Raw genomic sequence first — 19,249 nt, forward strand, 5'->3', positions numbered from 1 at the left:
TATTTGAAGGGATCAAAGTCAAAGGCGAAGGCCGGCCTTCTGACTGTTAATAAGTGTATATTTTACAGCGGTATTCTTAATACACTGTCGCTGGTAATGTTTACGGTAATTCTTCGCGACTGGTCGTTGTAATTGATCAGCAGGGTATAGGTTCCGGGCACCTTAATTTCGGGTAGGTAAAAACTGCCCTGCGCATCAGATTGTGCCGCTATATCCTGGTGTTCGTAGGTTCCTTCGGCAATCATTACCATGGCCCCCTCTACCGGTTGACCTGTGGCTGCTTTGTACAATACCCCCTTTACACTTTTGGTAGTAGTTGTCATGTTATAATTGTTGTATTTAATAATCCAGTATAAAACAAGAAAGCAGGAAAGGATAATGGTAAGCACCAGCCATCCATTCCTGCTTTTTTCAATTACATGCCTAAATTTTTCCATGCCTGGATATTATTGAATACCGGCATTACAATTCTTGTGGCTGAATTGCCGGATACTAATCCGTTGGTATGAATGCCTACTGCATACCGATTACCGCTAACATTTATCCAAACCGGTGAGCCGCTTTGGCCTCCCATAGTATCTATTTCATAATAAATTACCCGCGGAGCAACTGATTTGGCCTGGCGCGCCATGAACCATTGTTCGTTACCGCCTTTATCGCCCGGATAACCCGACAAATTGAGGAATGCACTGAGCAGATATGGATTGTCTTTTACAGTAAATCCAAATATACCGGTTTTATCGCCCAGCCTGCTGTTGGCGGGAAGAATGATGCATCCGTAATCATACTCCCTTTTTTTATCATTTACCCAGCCTACTACACTTCTGAACTGGGTGCCAACGCCGGAGCCATAAGGCCGCTGCGTTCCATCCAGGCCAGGAATTACTTCTATGCTTTTCGGCCAGCCACCATGAGCATGCAAATAAACACAGTGACCCGCTGTAATAACCGTGCGGGGAGCTACCAGGAATCCTGTTCCGATCCATTTGGAATTGTCCTGTGCGGTGATGCGTAAAGCACAAACTGCTTTCCATGGGAAGGCTTTAGTAGGGGAGATAGGAGCCCGGTCATCTTCTCCTATGATTACTTCAGAAATGCTTTTTTCAAATAACTCGGGATAACTGGCGAAAAAAGCGTCGCGGGTAAATACAGCTTCACCTTCCTCCTCTATTACTTCTGTCCCGGCTTCTTCCAGACTTTCAGCATACTCCGTTGCGGCTTCTGTTTTTAATTTGTTGTATACCTCTCTGTCGGCTTCTCCTGGTCTGGTAATTTTAAAACCTTCCACCTGCTCAATCTGAGTTTCGGTTTGAGCTTCCGATCGCTGAAATGATGATTGCCCTGGCACCGTTTCAATCCTGCTGGGATTAGAAGCTGTAGCTACCAATGGATCTTTGTCGTTACCATTTTTTGGAGGCCGCATTGTTTCAGAGAAAGATTTTGGCTTCATAAATTCGTTTTTTTGGTTTTGTAATGAGTGCAGAAGCAGACAGGGCATAGCAGTATCAATACTTTCCATGCAAATAAACACCCTTACAGTTTTGTACAGATGTTTGTAATACAAAGCCATTAATTAAGCATGTGAGCCTTTCATTACGTATGAACCAAAAAACCATATCGGGAACGGAGGATGATTTTTTATAAGAGGTGCAGTGATTTAACTGTTTCCATTACCCGAAATTTGAAAAGAGAGAGTGTGTTTTACGCTACGGAGTATTTCGGATAACGTGGGGGGAGGTATTACCTCTTGTTCAGCCCTCACAGGCCTTCTGTGAGGAGAAATCAACACTTTGGACAGTTATGGTTTTCTAAAACTTATAATTACATTTTGCTACTAACCCCTCCACTTCGTGTTTAAAGGTATAGAGTTAATTTTATATTCTACCTGATTTAATATAAAATAATTTTGTATACACAGGATAAAAAATAACAGGTAGAAAGTACATAAATAAAGTAAATCTTAAAATAAATATCGCTAACGGGAATGAAATCATTTGATTGTATACATAATAATATAAACGTTACTAATACACGATAATATCTGATGTTGAACAATTGATTTTTGTTAAGCAAGCTGCATATTTCGGCAAAAAGTTTAAGAGAATAATGTTGCCTCAATGATTGTGAATGGTACACATAAAACGAAAAATCCCCCCGATGCATCGGGGGGATTTTTTCATTACCTAAAAAACAAAACGAATATCAGGAGGAGTGGAAAATCTGTTTGTTATTCTTTATTCTTATCTACAGTAATAACCGGTATTCTTGAACCGTATGATAATAACTTGCGGGTAATACGGTTCCACCAACCTGGCATATGAAATTCTTTAAGCGGGTTGGCCATGATCAAATCGGCATTGATACGCTTCGAAAATTCGAGTGTGCTTTTGGCCAGGTTTTTTCCTTCGAGTAAAAAGCACTGTACAGGTATAGTGCTGAGACTTTGTATTACTTCGAGCGTTTTATTTAAAACAATTTCTGCTGCATTATCGTCTTTACGTAAGCTTACCAGGTATACCGTGCTTTGAAAGGTACGGGCCAGCATAGTGGCCAGTTTAATACGGTGAACCGGTACACCGTTCGTAAGCGGCAGAACGATTTTCTTAAAATGACTTACCAGTCCGCTTGAACGGATGGCAAGTGCCGGCACATTGGTTTTACGGGCCAGCTGACTGATAGAAACCGAAGATAATATCCGGTGAACGAGATTGAATTTCGACAGGCCTACCACTACCAGGTCCATATCGTATTGTTCGATATATTTTACCAGTTGTTGGCTGGGGCGGCCCTGTAACAAACTGATCTCTATTTTGCCTTCGCCGCACAAATGATGTCGGTAAGTTTCTTTCAGGATTTCGAGTTTCTTACGCGCATTGTTCAGGTCGGCGGTGATGTCGTAAGGCAACAGCATACTTGCATCAACGGGCACCAGGGGCAGCAGGTTTTTTGAAACCACGTGTACCAGGTGAATATTGCACTGGAAATTATTAGCCAGTTCAATAGCCTTTGAGATAGCCCATTTGCTTCGGCCGGAGAAGTCTACCGGCACCAGAATGTTGTATAATTTTCCTGGCATAGACGTTCTTTTTTAGGTTTACTGATTAATAAATGGTTTACGCCGGCGCATCCTGAGCGAAGTTGAAGGACCAATCTTTGCATCCTTTGAACCTTTGACTTCGCTCAGGATCCCCCTTCCCGATACTTCGACTACGCTCAGTATACTCAGGAGGCCAGCGACAGCAACAACTGAAAACTATTTTCACGAATGTTTTTGCTTGCAATGGTTTCAAGCAACTCATCTTTTGTACAAAAAGCAACGCCTGTACCTGCGTGCCCTACCATACAGCGGTCGTCGCGGCTATCGCCCACCACTATACAGCTTTTCAGAGGCACATTGTATTTTTCGCAGGCATATTGAAGCGCATTGGTTTTACAATACGAATGCCCGCACACACTATCAGGTGATCCAAAAAAATACGAAGGCAGATTCACTTCACCTGTAACTTTTCCTTCAAAGAACTCTAACTGATTGGCATAGGAAAAATCGGCTCCTATTTTTTGTCGAACAAAATTGGTGATCAGCGTATAACTATTACTAATGATACCAATGATATATCCACGGTTTTTTAATTCTTTCACTACATCTTTAATGTCGCTTACCATTTCGATATGGCTGGCTACGTTCAGCAGCTCATCCATGGTGCGGCCTTTTAAAAACATGCCAATGCGCTTGGTCAAAATGATCGGATCTTTTTCACGGGCGCGCAGATCTTCGAGCTTTGCCGTGAATTTAAAGGCGATGGCACACTCATCGATAAACCGGCCCTGCAGTATGGTATCATCCATATCGAAAATGGCCATTTTATGAAAGCCCGATAATTTCTCGCGCAGGGTTTTATTCATTTCGCGGTTAATGGCTTCGAGCGAATGTATTTCTTCTTCACTGATCTCTTCGGCATGCTGAAGCTGGGCTTTGCTGATAATGGCGCGTGATACTTCCTTACTCATTTTACCCAGGGCCTGCCAGGGTTTGCTTTTATTTTCGATATAACCGATGTTCACTTCTGTTACGCGTGCTTTCATCAGGTACATATCTATCAAAATGCCTATATCAACACCATAGTCGTTAAAGAAATCGATCTTTTTGAAATATGATTTTTTCCCGGCGATCATGCCGCTTAAGGGTTGTGAAAAATGCGAAAGGCCGGGATAGAAAATATTCAGCAGTGGTTTGGCTACCAGTTCGGTAACGCGGCCGGCATTGCGGGCGAAGCTGCCTTTTACAAAATCAGCTTCATCGGCCACCAGGGGAGCCGCCAGATTGGTTATGGTTCCTTCGGGATACGGATCAATATCACCGTCTAAAAATATGATCAGTTCATTGGTAGTATGGGCAATGCCATCTTTCATGGAAATGCCTTTACCGCGTACCTGGCTTACGATCACTTTAGCCCCGGCCGCTTCAGCTACTTTGATAGTATCGTCGTCTGATTTATCATCTACTACAATGATTTCCGTTACCTCGGGAAACTGCTGACAAAATCGAACAACATTGCCTATCGTCTTCTCTTCATTTAACACAGGAATGATTACAGTTAGCATACTTCTGCGGTTTATATTTCAACGGTGAGTTAAAAGGATTGGGGAAAAATATGAACAATAGTGCCTGTTTACGGTTCTCTTCCAAAGCTCCATTTTGATTAGGCAAAAGCTGTGCCTGTAGTGTGTATACGCTGTATTTTCTTCTATATGTTGAAAAAAAATTTCATATGTTTTACAACCTCTGTTTCCCTGCAATGAAGATCACGAGTAAATGTTGATTGAGGGTTAAATCGCTATTAAAAGAAAATTAAATAAAAGGCAGTAGTTAATAGGCAGTGGGCAGTAATGCGGTTTGTCGAATTGCTCAGTTTTGTTCTGAAAGTTGAAGTGAGTGACACAAGAGGCGGCGATAGTAGTACCTCAGTTTAACAACAATATAAACATTAAAACATTATTGTGCGGGGATCTGCTACCGGCTTAGCCTGTACATGCTGCCAATCTTTATATAATCGAAGGTTGGTATTACTTCGGGTAGGGGCAATAAAAAATCCTTCCGGATGCCGGAAGGATTGTGATATTAAGGCGTTTGATTTTTTTAATAATCCCGGTTGTAACCGCCGCCGCCGCCACGATTGTAGCCACCTTTTTTGTAGCCACCGCCGCCGCCGCCGCCACCGAAGCTGCGTTTTTTGAATCCGCCGCCGCCGCCACCTTGTGGTTTTGGTTGAGCTTCGTTAACGATAATCTTTCTGCCCAGTACTTCAGATTCATACAGGCTGGTCAGCGCATTTTGTGCTTCGCTGTCCTCAGGCATTTCAACGAATCCAAAACCTTTGCTACGTCCGCTGGTTTTGTCTTTAACGATCTTTGCAGATGTAACAGATCCATACTGTTCAAAAAGGGTTCTCAAATCCTCATCGGTCATTTGCCAGGAGAGGTTCCCTACGTAAATGTTCATTGTAACGAAAATTTTAGTGTTCTGAAAAAAAGGATAATGGCAATAGTTGCTACAATGAACTGAGGAAACCGAAAAACAGGTAAGACACTGCAGAACATGAGAACTAAGACATTAATCTAAACATGAAGATAGGAGAAATAATTTAATTTCTACAATAAAAAAAATATTCTCTCAAACACCGCGGGCGCGGGTTTGCAGAAAATACGATCTTGATTTAAGACAATTACCTACAGGGTGGTAAGTGTATTTGTGCTGAGTATCCTAACAAAAAGTATCAAAAAGGCTGGCGAAGGGATATGTAAAATATTTTCATATCCGGGCGGTAAAATAACGAAAAAGCCCTTGCTGCCAAACAGCAGAAGGGCTTTTTCACATTTATTTGTGCGAACCGGTTACTCGGGCACCACTTCAAATTCCAACTCGGTCGAATGACCGCTGCCGAAGTCGATAGTAGCTTTATAAGAACCCAGTTCTTTTACTTCATCAGGAATAGAAATTTTCTTACGATCGATTTCATATCCTTTTTGTTCGCGGATAGCGCGGCTGAGCTGTAATGAGGTAACGCTACCGAAGATTTTACCGCTGGTACCGGATTTTGCTCCGATTTTCAGGGCGCCTTCTTTCAGTTTGGCAATTACTTCATTGATAGCAGACAGCATTTTCTTTTCTTTCTTTTCGATCTGCTTTCTTTTTTCCTCGAGCTGTTTCAGGTTCGAAGGACTGGCTTCTACTGCGAATTTGCGGGGAATAAGAAAGTTACGTGCATAGCCATTGCGTACTTTAACTACCTCATTGGCAGCACCCAGGTTGTCTACGTCTTGTATCAGTATTATATCCATGGTGATGTCCTCCTACTTTAAAAGGTCAGTTACGTACGGCAATAGTGCCATCTGACGGGCTTTTTTTACGGCCTGCGCTACTTTACGCTGGTACTTTAATGAGTTACCGGTAATGCGGCGGGGCAATAATTTACCTTGCTCGTTCAGAAATTTTTTCAGGAACTCAGCGTCTTTGTAGTCTACGTACTTGATGCCATATTTCTTAAAGCGGCAGAATTTCTTGCGCGGCTTTTCGGTTTTAATGGCGGTCAGGTACTTAATTTCATTTGCTTTTGCCATACTATAACTCTACTTTTTCGGTTCCTGTAGGTACACCACTTCTCTTTTTTCCATTATACTCGACGGCGTATTTATCGAGTACAGTGAACATGTGACGAAGAACGTGCTCGTCACGAAGCAATTGAATTTTCAATTGCTCATTGAAGGTGGATGGCGCTTTGTATTCCATTACCCAGTACAGACCAGTGGTCTTTTTCTGGATCGGATACGCCAGTGATTTTAATCCCCAGGGATTTTCGTGCACAATTTCACCGCCTAAACTTTTGATAAAAGCGGTGTATTTTTTCTGAGCAACTTTGAAATCGTCGTCAGAAAGCACAGGGGTAAAAATCACCATCAATTCGTAATTGTTCATTGATCCCTGTTTGTTGGTTAATTAATAATTTTTAAAATGGGTTGCAAAAGTACATCAAATAAGGCAGATTTGAAAACGGAAGTCAGAAGTCAGACGCCAGAAGTCAGAAATTTGAAGTCAGAAGTCGGAAGTCAGAAATCGGAATCCCAAAGGATAAGGTAGTAATATGTTGAAAATTAGATTGTTGTAGAAGCAAAAACCCTCAGTCTTTAACAAACTGAGGGTTTTTCGAAGTAACTGAATAATCTTCTATTCTACCATAATTTTTTCTGTTTGAATTGCTTTTGAGGTGGTAAGCTTTAATAAATAGATGCCTTTCATCAAACCGGTTACATTAATGGTGGTTTTTGAGGCAGTGCCCGGCATGGTCAGCTGCTTTAACAGCTTACCGTTTATATCCATCATTTCAATGCGTGCCGGCTCGGTATTGTTCAGGCGGTAAACGTTTACGGTGCTGCGGGCGGGGTTAGGTCCTGCCGTAAAGCCCCCTGCGTTATCGGTAACTATTTTCACAATGCCCGAAAGCTCGCTTTTATCGTCAAAATCTACCTGTTTCAGGCGATAATAATTAGTACCATAAGCTGGTTGCGCATCGGTAAATGCATAAGCAGTAGCATGGTTTGAATAACCTGCCGCGGCTACTTTCCCGATAGTAGCGTAGGTACGTCCGCCATCAGTGCTTCTTTCCACAACAAATTCTTTGCTGTTAAATTCCTGGGCGGTTGTCCAGGTAAGATATACTTTATTGGCGGTGCGGTCGTATGAGCCTGTGAAGCTGGTCAATGTTACCGGCAGCGCTGCGTCATTACGTGCATACCATATGGGGGCAGTTACCACTTTGTTGCCATCTTCCTGTGTAATTACTGCATAATAATACCAGGTGCTGTTATTGGGCTGGGTGTTATTTGCATCGCCCACTGTGAAACTGAATGTAGTTAAATTGGTGCCGGTGGTTGTTTTCAGGGCCGAGGAAGGAACTGATCCGCCCACTTCGGCGCCCCACAGTTCGATGCTGGTTACGCTTTCGCCATCGGGGTCGCTAATGGTCATCGACAATGTGGGCACGCCGGCATTGGTTACCTGGCTGCCCATTGGGTGGCTGCTGCCATTATTAAAGTCAACCCGTATGTTACAGTCCTGCGAAGCATAATAGCGCATCGACCTGATCGCTTCCATTAATCCTTCGCGGGTGCGGCTCGAGCTCAATACCACCATGCGGTTTGAGTTGGCTGTACCAAAGGTCATGTAATGGTTATCCTGGTCCATTTGCGGAGCCAGTTTGTATCCTTTCGACAACATGGTACGGTAGTACGACAAATAACCTAATGATGAAGGGAAGTCGTTATAGGTTGTTGACTCAGAAAACGCGGGGCCGCTTTCAACTGCCTGGCCCACAATGGCCGCATCGGCAGTAGCATTATATGACGATGCAAGGTTGGTATAGTCGGTTGTATTGGGGTGCGCCAGAGTGGCAAAGGCGCCGCTTTGACCGTTTACGGTGGTCCATAATGAGGCATAATCGTTCTTTGCCACAAATATGTCGTAATTGCCACTTTCCCATCCAATCAGTTTATCATTAAATCCGTATACCAGCACGTGGCCGCCGCCCGATATTACGCCCCATTCCATACCCCAAAGGGTAACAATGCTGTTGCCGCCTACGGCCACACCATTCAGCGAATTGGCCTGGTTATAACCGGTTAAGAAATCAGGATAACTCATGCCGGCACCTGAGTGGTTATGTTCCGATATGCCCAGGAAATCCATACACAGGGCATCGCGTGCAAAAGCAAAATCGTCGGCAGGTGTTTTGGTTACATCAGCTTTGTTGCCGTCTGAATACGATGAGTGCGCATGAAGGTTACCATACATGTAATAATAGCCCGAGCTGGGGTCGTATGGGATAACCGTAATTTGTACACCTGTTGAATAGCTGCTTCCCTTACGGGTAAACACTTTGAAATAATAGGTGGTGCTGTTGGCCAAACCGGTTACAGCAACTGTTGTTCCTGTACCGCGATATACTACCTGCTCGCCGCTTGTGTAAAGGGCATCGGCCGGTGAAGAATACGTGCTTCCGGGATTGGTGATCGAAGCGGTAGAAGCCACTACAATAATTTCATCAAAACAGGCTGATCCGGGAAGCGTCCACGATATGGCAGCCTGTGCATTGCCGGCTGCTCCGTTTAATGAAGTAACATTTTGCGGGTCGGTACACAGCGTTGTGAAATTACCGGTTAAAGCAGGAGTTAGGTAACAATTGTCAGCACTGTTGTACTCGTACAGGGCAAAATAATAAGTGGTATTCTGACTGAGAAGTGTATAAGAAAAAGAGTTAGCTGGCCCGTTGTAGATTACAATATTTCCTGTGCCGATCGTATCGCCCTGCGCGTAAGCCAGGCTGTTGTAAATAACAGCATCTACCGCAGTGCCGCTATGCGCGATCACTAATACATTGTTGCCGTTACCACGGTCCCACGACAGGTCCATCGATGTGCCGGTAATATTGGCGGCAGCAAGGTTGGTTGCCTGAGTTGTTGGTGGTGTACATACAGGCGGCGCTGTAGTGGCCACATTACCTGTGAGTGGCGAAATGATATTATAGCAGGTGGAACCGCCGGTGCTGAACACATAGAAATAATAAGTGGCAGAAGGCGTAAGACCTGATGCGGTAAACGTGGTGCCGCTGATAGAAACCACTTTGGCATTGCCTATTACATCGTCTATGGCATATACGGTTCCGCTTGCCGGCATATCGGTAAGCGAAGCCGATGTTGACAACAATATGAGGTAATTATCGGCAGCGGTTGTACCCGGATTGGCCGCCGTAAAGCTGCCATCGATCGATTGCAGCGATGGGGTAAGCACCAATGCGGTTGGCTGGTTGGTGGGCGGTGTGCAGCCAAGCGTCATGGTAAAATCATCAACGCCTAAACCGTCTTCAGCACCGGTAACATCGTAATCGGTCCAGCGAATCGCAAATGTAGAACCGTTTGGTATTGAAAGTCCGTTTAAAGTATAGGTATAGGTAACGCGATTGGCTGCAAGATTGCCATCAAAAGCACTTACAGTAGCACCATCGTTGGGAGCGAGAAAGTCAAGGCCGTTCACATCCGTCCAGGTACCACTGCTAAGGTTGGTAGCATTTGTACTGTACTGAAAATCCATTTTATCTTGTCTGTTTATTGCTCCCTGGCGCCATTGTTCACCGGTATAGGTAATGGTTAATGAGGCAACGGTAGCACCGGTGTTATTAACAAAGAAGGAGCCGATAACAGGAATTAGGTTTGATGAGCGTAGCATTCCGAATGCCCTGTCGCTATTGGTGCCGAAACTATAGGTATTGCCTGAATTTGAAGTGCCATCACTGGCAATTAAGGTATCATCTGCATTATTCCCTGTTTCTGAAAATAACCAGCCGGTGGGTGTAACTGTCGACTTACCTGAACTGGTTAATCCGTCAAAATCCTGCGAATAAGAACCGATGAAACTGATCTTGTCAAAATCTTCAGATGTTATGATGATAGAGGCTGTTGCACCGGAAATGGTGTACGGTGTTGTAGCGCCTGTAAGATTAAGTACTATTGTTTCCTTGCCTTCAACCAACGCATCATCGAGTATGCCTATAGGTATGGTAGCAGATAATGTATTAGCCGGTATTGTAATAGAACCGCCGCCGGCATCGGTAAAGTCGCTGTTCAGGGTAGCTGTACTACCAGTGAAATCATAAGTAACAGTGATGGGAGAAGCTGAAACTGAAGAAAGTGAAACGGTAAAATTTCCGCTGGTAGAAGGTTCTGCCAGGTTTGAACCGGCAGCAGCAGAAACGGTAGTGGTTGCACTTCCGTTATTGGTATAGTTTAACTGAAAATCATCAATACCGGTTGAGGGCCTGTTTCCTGTACCGGTAGAGCCGGTTAAGGTAGCAATTCTGATCCACACAGGTCCGCTCAGGTTGTCTAAGGCCGAACCAAAATTTACAGTAATGGTATTATTTGTAAATGTTGAGCTTCCTGTTGTCAAAGTTCCCGTAGCAGCAATCGAAGTAAAGCTGGAAGGGGTAGAGCCTGTACCATAGTCAACCAGCCAGGTAGTTTGTCGGGGTGAGCCTATATCGAGCGACTGCAGTTTAAAACTCAGCGTAAGCCCTGATATATCAGTGGTATTATTGATTTGTAATACAAACGCTGCTCCTCCGCTTGGATCGCCAAAAGTTCCCGTTTGACGAACACCCAGTGCTCTGTCGGCACTTGCACTTTGTGCGGTTGTAGAACTCCCTGAAGTTAAACCATCGGCAGATGCAAAATTTTTAAACGCACCAGATGTATTATTCCAGGCGGTAGCTGCTGTGGTAAGGGTAGCTGTGGTTCCGAGTGCGCTGGCAGTGGCGCCGGTTCTAACCGTCCAGCCGGTAGGTAAACCGCTGCCAATATTGTCAAATGTTTCTGTGTAACTGGTTCCGGTAAGGGTAACCTGGGAATAAATGCGGGGGCATGTAAAAAGAAGTACACCCACTACGAGCAGGTACAATTTTCTCATTGTGTTTTTTAATTTGGTTGGAATTAAGTTTATCCGGTTTATTCAAGGGTATTGGGGCAAGCGGGTAATACCAGTAAAGGATTTTCAGGGGATTTTTGACGGGTTCAAAGGTAACCGGCTACTGTTATGTAAACGTTACGGGTTACGCTTAAACTAAAATTTCCGGATTTTTTGGAAACTGTAATATAAAAAGAAAATCGATTCAAGGGGGGCTTTTGGGGTGGGTTAACTAAAGCTATTTATTCACGTTTTCCCGACATGTTACTTCCTGTTTCAGCCACTTATTAGTATTTTGGCGGCTCCTGTTCTGCAACAAAACCCTTTCTCTATGCCCTTATTTAATGTTGGAAATGAGTTTAAAGACCGGTATCGTAGCTATACTTCAGAATACCTGATCAAAATAGTTACTACAGAAAAAAACAATCATTCACCGGAAACCATTGCTGCAGCTGAGGCCATTTTAAGGGAAAGAGGCATTGATCCTCATCAAACAAACCAGCGCCGGCAGCTGCCCCCTGTTGCGCGACCTGCAACTGTACCACAAACTCCTCATCCTCCTTCTTCAGGCACAGGATTTAAATGGACATGGATTTTTTATTTACTTATAATAATCCGGTTATTGTATGGTTTATGCCGGATTGCACAGCACGGGTAATCGTTAAAGTAACATACTTCAAACGCCGGTTTTTATAGCGCCAGCATACACTTGTAGCCTTTTTCCTGCCTTATAACTCCCGGTTCCTGACAATTTTGCCGATTTCGCGCCAGTCCTTGTCCGTGGCATTTTCTTTGGTAGCTTACGCCAAACGCGCAACGCAAAATGCATAACTCCCAATACCGGGGATTTAAGCGTTTAGCGTTAGGCATTCAGCGTTCAGCCTAATAAAATACTATTAACTGCCAAAATAAAGACACATATGCAAAAGGGAACTATACAGGTACAAACGGAGAATATCTTTCCGATCATTAAAAAGTTTTTATATAGCGATCACGATATCTTTTTGCGTGAGCTGATCAGTAATGCTGTTGACGCTTCGCAAAAACTCAAAACCCTTTCTTCGATAGGGGAAGCCAAAGGCGAATTTGGCGACCTGTTTATTGAGGTAAAGCTGGATGAAGAAAAAAAGACCATTACCATTTCTGACAGAGGTATTGGCATGTCGGCCGCCGAAGTAGAAAAATACCTGAACCAGGTGGCATTCAGCGGCGCCGAAGAATTTGTGAAGAAGTATAAAGGACAAAATGAAAACGCCATTATCGGAAAATTCGGTCTGGGTTTTTATTCGGCCTTTATGGTGAGCGATAAAGTAGAAGTGTTTTCCAAAAGCTTTAAAGAAGATGCACCGGCTGTTCGCTGGGAATGCGATGGCAGCCCGGAATATATGCTCGAAGAAACCGAAAAAGCCGATCGTGGAACCGATGTGGTGTTGTATATAAACGAAGAAAGCGCCGAGTTTCTCGATGCAGAACGCATTCGTGGTATACTGAATCGGTTCTGTCGCTTTTTGCCCATTCCCATTTATTTCAAACATAAAGAGGAAGACAAAGACGCAGCGCCCATAAACAATACGCAGCCTGCCTGGAAAAAGAAACCTGCCGATTTAACTGTCGAAGATTATCAGAATTTTTATAAAGAACTGTATCCGTATAACGAACCACCTCTGTTCTGGATACACCTGAATGTGGATTATCCGTTTAACCTTACCGGTATTTTGTATTTCCCAAAAATCAAACAGAGCTACGAAATACAAAAGGACAAAATTCAATTGTACAGCAACCAGGTTTTTGTTACCGATGAAGTGAAAGATATAGTGCCTGAGTTTCTGATGCTTTTGCACGGTGTGATCGATAGCCCCGATATTCCGCTGAATGTAAGCCGCAGCTACCTGCAGGGCGATCCCAATGTAAAAAAGATCAACAACCATATTACCAAAAAAGTAGCCGATAAGCTCGAAGAGCTCTTCAATAAAGAAAGATCGGCGTTTGAAGAAAAATGGGATAGTCTTGGTTTGTTTGTGAAGTATGGTATGATGACGGATGATAAGTTTATGGAAAGGGCAGCTAAGTTTCATTTGTTTGAGTCGGCCGCGGAAAAGAAGTTTTATACGCTGGAAGAATACCGCACTGCCACAGAAGCTTTGCAAAAGAATAAAGAAGGCAAACTGGTAATACTGTATACTACCGACATGATTCAGCAGGATGCTTATATAAAAGGTGCCGAAGCCAAAGGATATGTGGTGATAAAGCTGGATACCATGATAGATCCGTCGTTCATTAACCAGATGGAAGCTAAGTGGAACGATGTACACTTTAACCGTGTTGATGCTGATATTGCCGATAACCTGATCGATAAACAGGAAAATGCCGACAGCGTATTAAGCAAGGATGATGAAGCAAAACTGAAGGGGTTGTTCGATATCAATATGCCGGGTCTTAACATGACGGTAGAAGTGAAAGGATTGAGCCCCGAAACACCACCCGTAGTTGCCACACGCCCTGAATTTATGCGTAGAATGAAAGATATGGCGGCCGTAAGCGGTCCTATGGGAAGTTTTTACGCCAATATGCCCGACGAAGTAACATTAACCGTAAACGGCAATCACCCCATTTACCAGCAGGTGCTGCAGGAAGGCGATAACCAAAAACAGGAAAAAATAGTGCACAACCTGGCCGATCTGGCTTTGTTATCGCAGGGATTGCTGAAAGGAAATAACCTTACCAGTTTCATTAACCGCAGTGTTGAGCTGATGGGAGGGAAGAAGAGCAGCATTATTGTGGAAGCGTAACTCTCAATAATATCGAATATCGAATGTTAAATGTCGAATGTAGAAGTGAAAACCACTTCAGCATTCGACATTCTTCTTTATTATTCTAAAATTCATAATATCAAATGTTGAATGAAAAATGTCGAATATCGAAGTAAAAGCCACTTCGACATTCGACATTCAACATTTATTATTCAATATTTATTTCTTACTTCCAGCCTCCTCCGAGCGTACGGTACAGTTCTACCATAGCGTTTAACTGATCGCGTTCAATGCTGCTGAGGTTTAATTCGGCCTGCAATAAATTGCTTTGGGCAGTGATCACTTCGAGGTAAGTAGCCAGGCCGCTTTTAAATAACAATTCGGCATTGCGAATGGCCCCTTGTAACGTAGTTACCTGGTTATTGCTGATTTCGTTTTGCGATTTCAACTTATCTAATTTTACCAGGGCATTGCTTACTTCGCCAATGGCAGTGATAGCCGACTGACGGAAGGTGATCGCTGCTTCGTCGCGTTGCACTTTGGCCACTTCGAGCTGGGTTTTTAAAGCCCGACGCTGAAAGATGGGCTGAGCAAGGCCTGCAGCGCCTGTTGCAAACAGCGATGCCGGCATACTGAACCATTCGCTTGCCTTAAAGGCATTTAACCCGCCACTGGCTGTAATGCTTAAAGTGGGATACATGCTGGCCTCCGCCACACCAATTCTTGCATTGGCTGCTACCAGTGCCATTTCATTGGCGCGTACATCGGGCCGGCGGCTTACCATAGCAGCAGGTATGCCGGTAGGCAAATTATCCCATACTTTATAATTGTTCAACTGCATATTTCGGGTAATAGTGCCCGGTAAATCGCCGCTCAAAATATGAATGGTATTTTCCTGAATGGATATCTGCTGTTCAAGAGTCGGAATCAGTAAAGCAGCAGTTTGCCGCTGTGCTTCGGCCTGTTGAATGGCCAGCTCGGTAACCAAACCTGCCTGTTTTTGTAATGTAGTGATCTGAACAATGGTATCGCCCAGGCTTACATTACGGCGCGCGATGGCCATTTGTGCATCGAGCATCAGTAAATTATAAAAGCTGGTGGCTATGTCAGATACGAGGGCTGTTTGTACTACTCTCGACGACTCGTACGATTGTTGCAACTGAGCGCCTGCAACCTCTCTTTGCCTGCGCAGTTTGCCCCAGATGTCGATTTCCCAATTAAGGCCGGCATTCAATGAATAGTCTTCAATATGATCTTTGCCCAGAAAGTTTTTTAAACTTAATCCGTTCAAACTGTTCTTTGAAGGGAAGGTGCTTGATGCTGTTGCATTAGCAGTAATCGAAGGCGCCCAGTTTATTTTTGCCTGTTTGGCATAGGCCCGGGCTTCTTCAACCCGCTTCATGGCCAGTTGTATATCGAAACTGTTTTGCAATGCATGCGCTATTAATGACTGAAGGGTAGGATCGGAAAAAAACTTTTTCCATTCCATATCTGCCACACTGCTATCTGAGGGTGCTGTGTTGGCAAACTGTGCAGGAACTGAAACGTCGGGCCGCTGGTAATCTTTACCCATGCGGCACGCTGCCATCAGCGTTATCAGTACCAGGGATGAATAAATAGTGATATTTCTTCTTAGCATTTATCCTTTATTTAGGTTATCTAAACTTTTTGATACCGCAGGTCATTCGCCAGTCGGCGGATGACCCGCGGTACTTATTTTTATTCGCTTAGTTTGATCTCTCTTAAACCGGGTCGTCCTGTTACTTTTTCCTGCAGGTATTGGAATATTACAAACAGAACAGGTATGATGAATATACCGAGTAACACACCGGTAAGCATACCGCCAATTGCGCTCACACCAATGGAGTGATTGCCGAGCGCAGAAGCACCGGTTGTAAATACCAATGGCAACAAACCCACGATGAATGCAAATGAAGTCATCAAAATGGGGCGAAGCCTGAGCCTTGATGCTTCCAGTGCCGCATCGATCAGGGCCATCCCGTTTCTTCGGCGCTGAACGGCATATTCAACAATCAGGATCGCATTCTTGGCCAGCAAACCTACCAGCATGATCAAACCGATCTGCACATAAATGTTATTATCGATGCCGGCAAAGCCAATGAATGCAAACACCCCTAATATTCCGGTAGGAACTGTTAATATAACTGCGAGTGGCAGAATATAACTTTCATATTGTGCAGCCAGCAGGAAGTAAACGAACAATACGCTCAGCAAAAAGATAAAGGCCTGCTGGTTTCCTGTTTTAATTTCTTCCCTGGTTACGCCTGTCCATTCATACGAATATCCCCTCGGCAATACCTGTTTGGCAGTTTCTTCAATTGCCTTAATGGCATCACCGGTACTGTAACCTGGTTTAGGCGTACCGTTGATGGTAACCGCATTGAACAGGTTGTTGCGGGTAACGGTTTCGGGTCCGTATACCCGTTTGAGCGTTACCAGCGTTTTGGCCGGCACCATTTCGCCCCGGTTGTTTTTAACATAAATGCCTTCCAGAGAGTTGATATCCGCACGATAGGATACATCGGCCTGAGCCATTACGCGGTAGTATTTTCCAAACCGGTTGAAGTCGGTCACAAAACTACTTCCGTAATAGATCTGCATTGTTTGCATCAGCTCACTGAGCGAAACACCTAATTGTTTTGCTTTTGTATAATCTACTTCAATCGTATACTGTGGATTGCCTGCGGCAAAAGTGGTAAAGGCAAATGCGATCTCTTTCCGTTGCATCAGGGCGCCGATGAATTGCCAGGCGGTACCACCCAGTTTATCGAGCGGACCGTTGGTGCGGTCCTGCAGCATGAATTCAAAACCACTCACGTTACCAAAGCCCTGTACGGTAGGGAAGTTGAAGAAGAAGGCGTTGGCGCCTTTTACCTGGCTTACCTTTCCGATAAGACCGCCTGCTATCTGATCAGGATTTTTAACCGCCCCTCTGTCTTTATAATCCTTCAACCGCATAAAGCCTGCTGCATAGGGTGATGCATTCGCATTACTGATGAAGTTCAAGCCATCGATAACATACAGGTGATTGTAAGCAGGGTCCTGTTTAATGATGCTGTCTATTTGGATGGTTGCCTGATGTGTACGCTCTAACGAACTACCGGGAGGCGTATTCACTGCAAACAGTACAAAGCCCTGATCTTCTGTTGGGATAAATCCAGTGGGCGCTTTTTTCATCAGGATAAATGCACTGCCGGCGATAATTATCAGGGCGGTCAGCGCGATCCATTTGCGCCGCACTAAAAATTTCAAACTGCGTATATACCTGTCTGTCATCCCATTGAAACCTGCATTGAAGCCGGCATAGAAGCGTTGTACAAATCCTTTTTTATGGCTTTGCTCACCTTCTCCGGCATGCGGGTTCTTCAGGAACAGGGCGCATAAGGCAGGGCTCAGCGTAAGCGCGTTCACGGCCGATATAAGGATGGCAATAGCCAGCGTAAAGGCAAACTGTCTGTAAAACACACCGGCGGGGCCCTGCATAAATCCTACAGGTATGAACACCGCCGCCATTACCAGTGTGATAGATATGATAGCGCCGGATATTTCGCTCATCGACTGAACGGTTGCTACCCGGGCCGACAGGTTCGTTCGTTCCATCTTCGAGTGCACGGCTTCCACCACTACAATCGCATCATCTACCACCACACCAATTGCCAGCACTAATGCGAACAGGGTAAGCAGGTTGATGGTAAAACCAAACAGCTGCATAAAGAAGAAGGTACCAATGATAGCCACCGGAACAGCTATAGCAGGAATTAAAGTTGAACGGAAGTCCTGCAGGAAAAGGAACACTACCAAAAACACCAGTACGAAGGCGATCACCAGGGTTTCCCGCACCTGATCGATAGAGGCGTCGAGGAACTCCTTGGAGTTGTACATGATAGTGGTTTTGAGGCCTTTCGGAAGTGTTTTCTCAAAATCTTTCAACTGGCGCTCAACTTCGGTCAATATATCGTTGGCATTAGAGCCTGCGGTCTGAAACACGGCAAAGCCCGATACAGGGGTTCCATCCATCCGGGCGTTGGTTGAATAAGTATATGATCCGAATTCAACACGGGCTACATCTTTTAAACGCAGCATTGAACCATCGGCGTTTGCCTTGATGATCATGTTCTCATATTCTTCACCCTGGTTCATCTTACCCTTGTATTTCAGTACATACTCAAATACTTCGGGGCTGTTTTGTCCTAAACGTCCGGGAGCGGCTTCGAGGTTTTGATCTTTGATGGCACTCAATACATCCTGGGGCGACAGGTTATTGGCCGATAAGCGATCGGGCTTAAGCCAGATACGCATTGAATAATCCTTGGTACCAAATACCAGGGCCTGTCCCACACCAGGCACACGCTGCACGCCGGGTATCAGGTTGATCTTGATATAATTTTCAAGGAACAGCTCATCATATTTTTCTTTGTTGTCGCTCGAAAGCGCCACGAACATGATGATACTGTTTTGTACTTTTTGTGTAGAAATACCTGCCTGAACAACTTCTGTAGGCACCTGGCTGATCGCTTTTGATACGCGGTTCTGCACGTTCACAGAAGCGATATCGGGATTGGTGCCCTGTTTGAAATATACGGTCAGGGTCATACTGCCGTCGTTACTGGAGTTGGAGGTCATATAGGTCATATTCTCCACACCATTGATGGCTTCTTCCAGCGGAGTGGCAACGGAGCGCGCTACTACTTCGGCATTGGCACCGGGGTAGAGGGCAGTTACCTGAACGCTGGGTGGTGCAATATCAGGAAACAGGGTAACAGGCAGCGTATACAACGACAGCCCACCTAACAAAAGCAGAATGATCGACACTACAGTTGATAGGACCGGTCTTTCAATAAATCTTTTTAACATGGAAGAATAATTTGAATTTGTATTCTGATGTCTGAAGGCTGAGGTCGGGAGTCTGAAGTCAGAAAATCGGTTCTATAAGAGACAAAAATCCCCTATAGTCAGAGTAATATCTTCT

Annotated in this window: 13 protein-coding genes; 2 read left to right on the plus strand and 11 right to left on the minus strand. The window is 44.5% G+C overall.

Annotated elements, in window-relative coordinates; all coding sequences use genetic code 11:
- Nucleotides 1–62: 62 nt before the first annotated feature.
- The 9 genes from AC59IL_RS34710 to AC59IL_RS34750 all read right to left on the minus strand — a co-directional run bounded on the left by AC59IL_RS34710 (nucleotide 63) and on the right by AC59IL_RS34750 (nucleotide 11,512).
- Nucleotides 63–437, minus strand: a complete 375-nt coding sequence (locus AC59IL_RS34710; RefSeq protein WP_496556850.1) for a carboxypeptidase regulatory-like domain-containing protein — start codon at nucleotides 435–437, stop codon at nucleotides 63–65.
- Nucleotides 416–1,450 (minus strand): trypsin-like serine peptidase, encoded by a 1,035-nt coding sequence (locus AC59IL_RS34715; protein WP_496556851.1) that lies wholly within the window; start codon nucleotides 1,448–1,450, stop codon nucleotides 416–418. Before AC59IL_RS34715 ends, AC59IL_RS34710 begins: the two co-directional genes overlap by 22 nt.
- Nucleotides 1,451–2,227: 777 nt before the next feature.
- Nucleotides 2,228–3,076: a universal stress protein gene (locus AC59IL_RS34720; RefSeq protein ID WP_496556852.1), complete on the minus strand. Its 849-nt coding sequence runs from the start codon at nucleotides 3,074–3,076 to the stop codon at nucleotides 2,228–2,230.
- 146 nt (nucleotides 3,077–3,222) lie between these two features.
- On the minus strand, nucleotides 3,223–4,602 hold the full coding sequence (locus tag AC59IL_RS34725) for an HAD-IB family phosphatase (RefSeq protein ID WP_496556853.1): 1,380 nt from the start codon (nucleotides 4,600–4,602) through the stop codon (nucleotides 3,223–3,225).
- Between the two features lie 535 nt (nucleotides 4,603–5,137).
- The gene (gene rbp / locus AC59IL_RS34730; protein WP_496556854.1) at nucleotides 5,138–5,500 is read right to left on the minus strand and encodes an RNA-binding regulator; all 363 of its coding nucleotides are present in this window, start codon (nucleotides 5,498–5,500) and stop codon (nucleotides 5,138–5,140) included.
- Nucleotides 5,501–5,892: 392 nt separating this feature from the next.
- A complete protein-coding gene (rplI, locus tag AC59IL_RS34735) occupies nucleotides 5,893–6,339 on the minus strand; it encodes a 50S ribosomal protein L9 (RefSeq protein ID WP_496556855.1) in 447 nt (148 codons plus the stop codon).
- Nucleotides 6,340–6,351: 12 nt separating this feature from the next.
- On the minus strand, nucleotides 6,352–6,618 hold the full coding sequence (gene rpsR / locus AC59IL_RS34740; protein ID WP_205514212.1) for a 30S ribosomal protein S18: 267 nt from the start codon (nucleotides 6,616–6,618) through the stop codon (nucleotides 6,352–6,354).
- A gap of 1 nt (nucleotide 6,619) precedes the next feature.
- Complete coding sequence (gene rpsF, locus AC59IL_RS34745) at nucleotides 6,620–6,973, minus strand: 30S ribosomal protein S6 (protein WP_496556856.1); 354 nt, start codon at nucleotides 6,971–6,973, stop codon at nucleotides 6,620–6,622.
- A gap of 249 nt (nucleotides 6,974–7,222) precedes the next feature.
- Entirely contained in the window at nucleotides 7,223–11,512 is a 4,290-nt protein-coding gene (locus tag AC59IL_RS34750) for a T9SS type A sorting domain-containing protein (RefSeq protein WP_496556857.1), read from the minus strand.
- A gap of 328 nt (nucleotides 11,513–11,840) precedes the next feature.
- On the opposite strand from AC59IL_RS34750, the gene AC59IL_RS34755 reads away from it, so the two are divergent.
- Together AC59IL_RS34755 and htpG are read left to right on the plus strand one after the other, a co-directional pair.
- Nucleotides 11,841–12,167, plus strand: coding sequence for a hypothetical protein (locus AC59IL_RS34755; protein WP_496556858.1), 327 nt, complete (start codon nucleotides 11,841–11,843; stop codon nucleotides 12,165–12,167).
- A gap of 262 nt (nucleotides 12,168–12,429) precedes the next feature.
- A complete protein-coding gene (htpG, locus tag AC59IL_RS34760; RefSeq protein ID WP_496556859.1) occupies nucleotides 12,430–14,298 on the plus strand; it encodes a molecular chaperone HtpG in 1,869 nt (622 codons plus the stop codon).
- A gap of 187 nt (nucleotides 14,299–14,485) precedes the next feature.
- Here htpG and AC59IL_RS34765 read toward each other — a convergent pair whose 3' ends face one another.
- The gene (locus tag AC59IL_RS34765; protein WP_496556860.1) at nucleotides 14,486–15,898 is read right to left on the minus strand and encodes an efflux transporter outer membrane subunit; all 1,413 of its coding nucleotides are present in this window, start codon (nucleotides 15,896–15,898) and stop codon (nucleotides 14,486–14,488) included.
- Between the two features lie 80 nt (nucleotides 15,899–15,978).
- A complete protein-coding gene (locus AC59IL_RS34770; RefSeq protein ID WP_496556861.1) occupies nucleotides 15,979–19,134 on the minus strand; it encodes an efflux RND transporter permease subunit in 3,156 nt (1,051 codons plus the stop codon).
- Between the last annotated feature and the right edge of the window lie 115 nt (nucleotides 19,135–19,249).

This window comes from Niastella sp. sgz303648 (genome assembly GCF_059587045.1).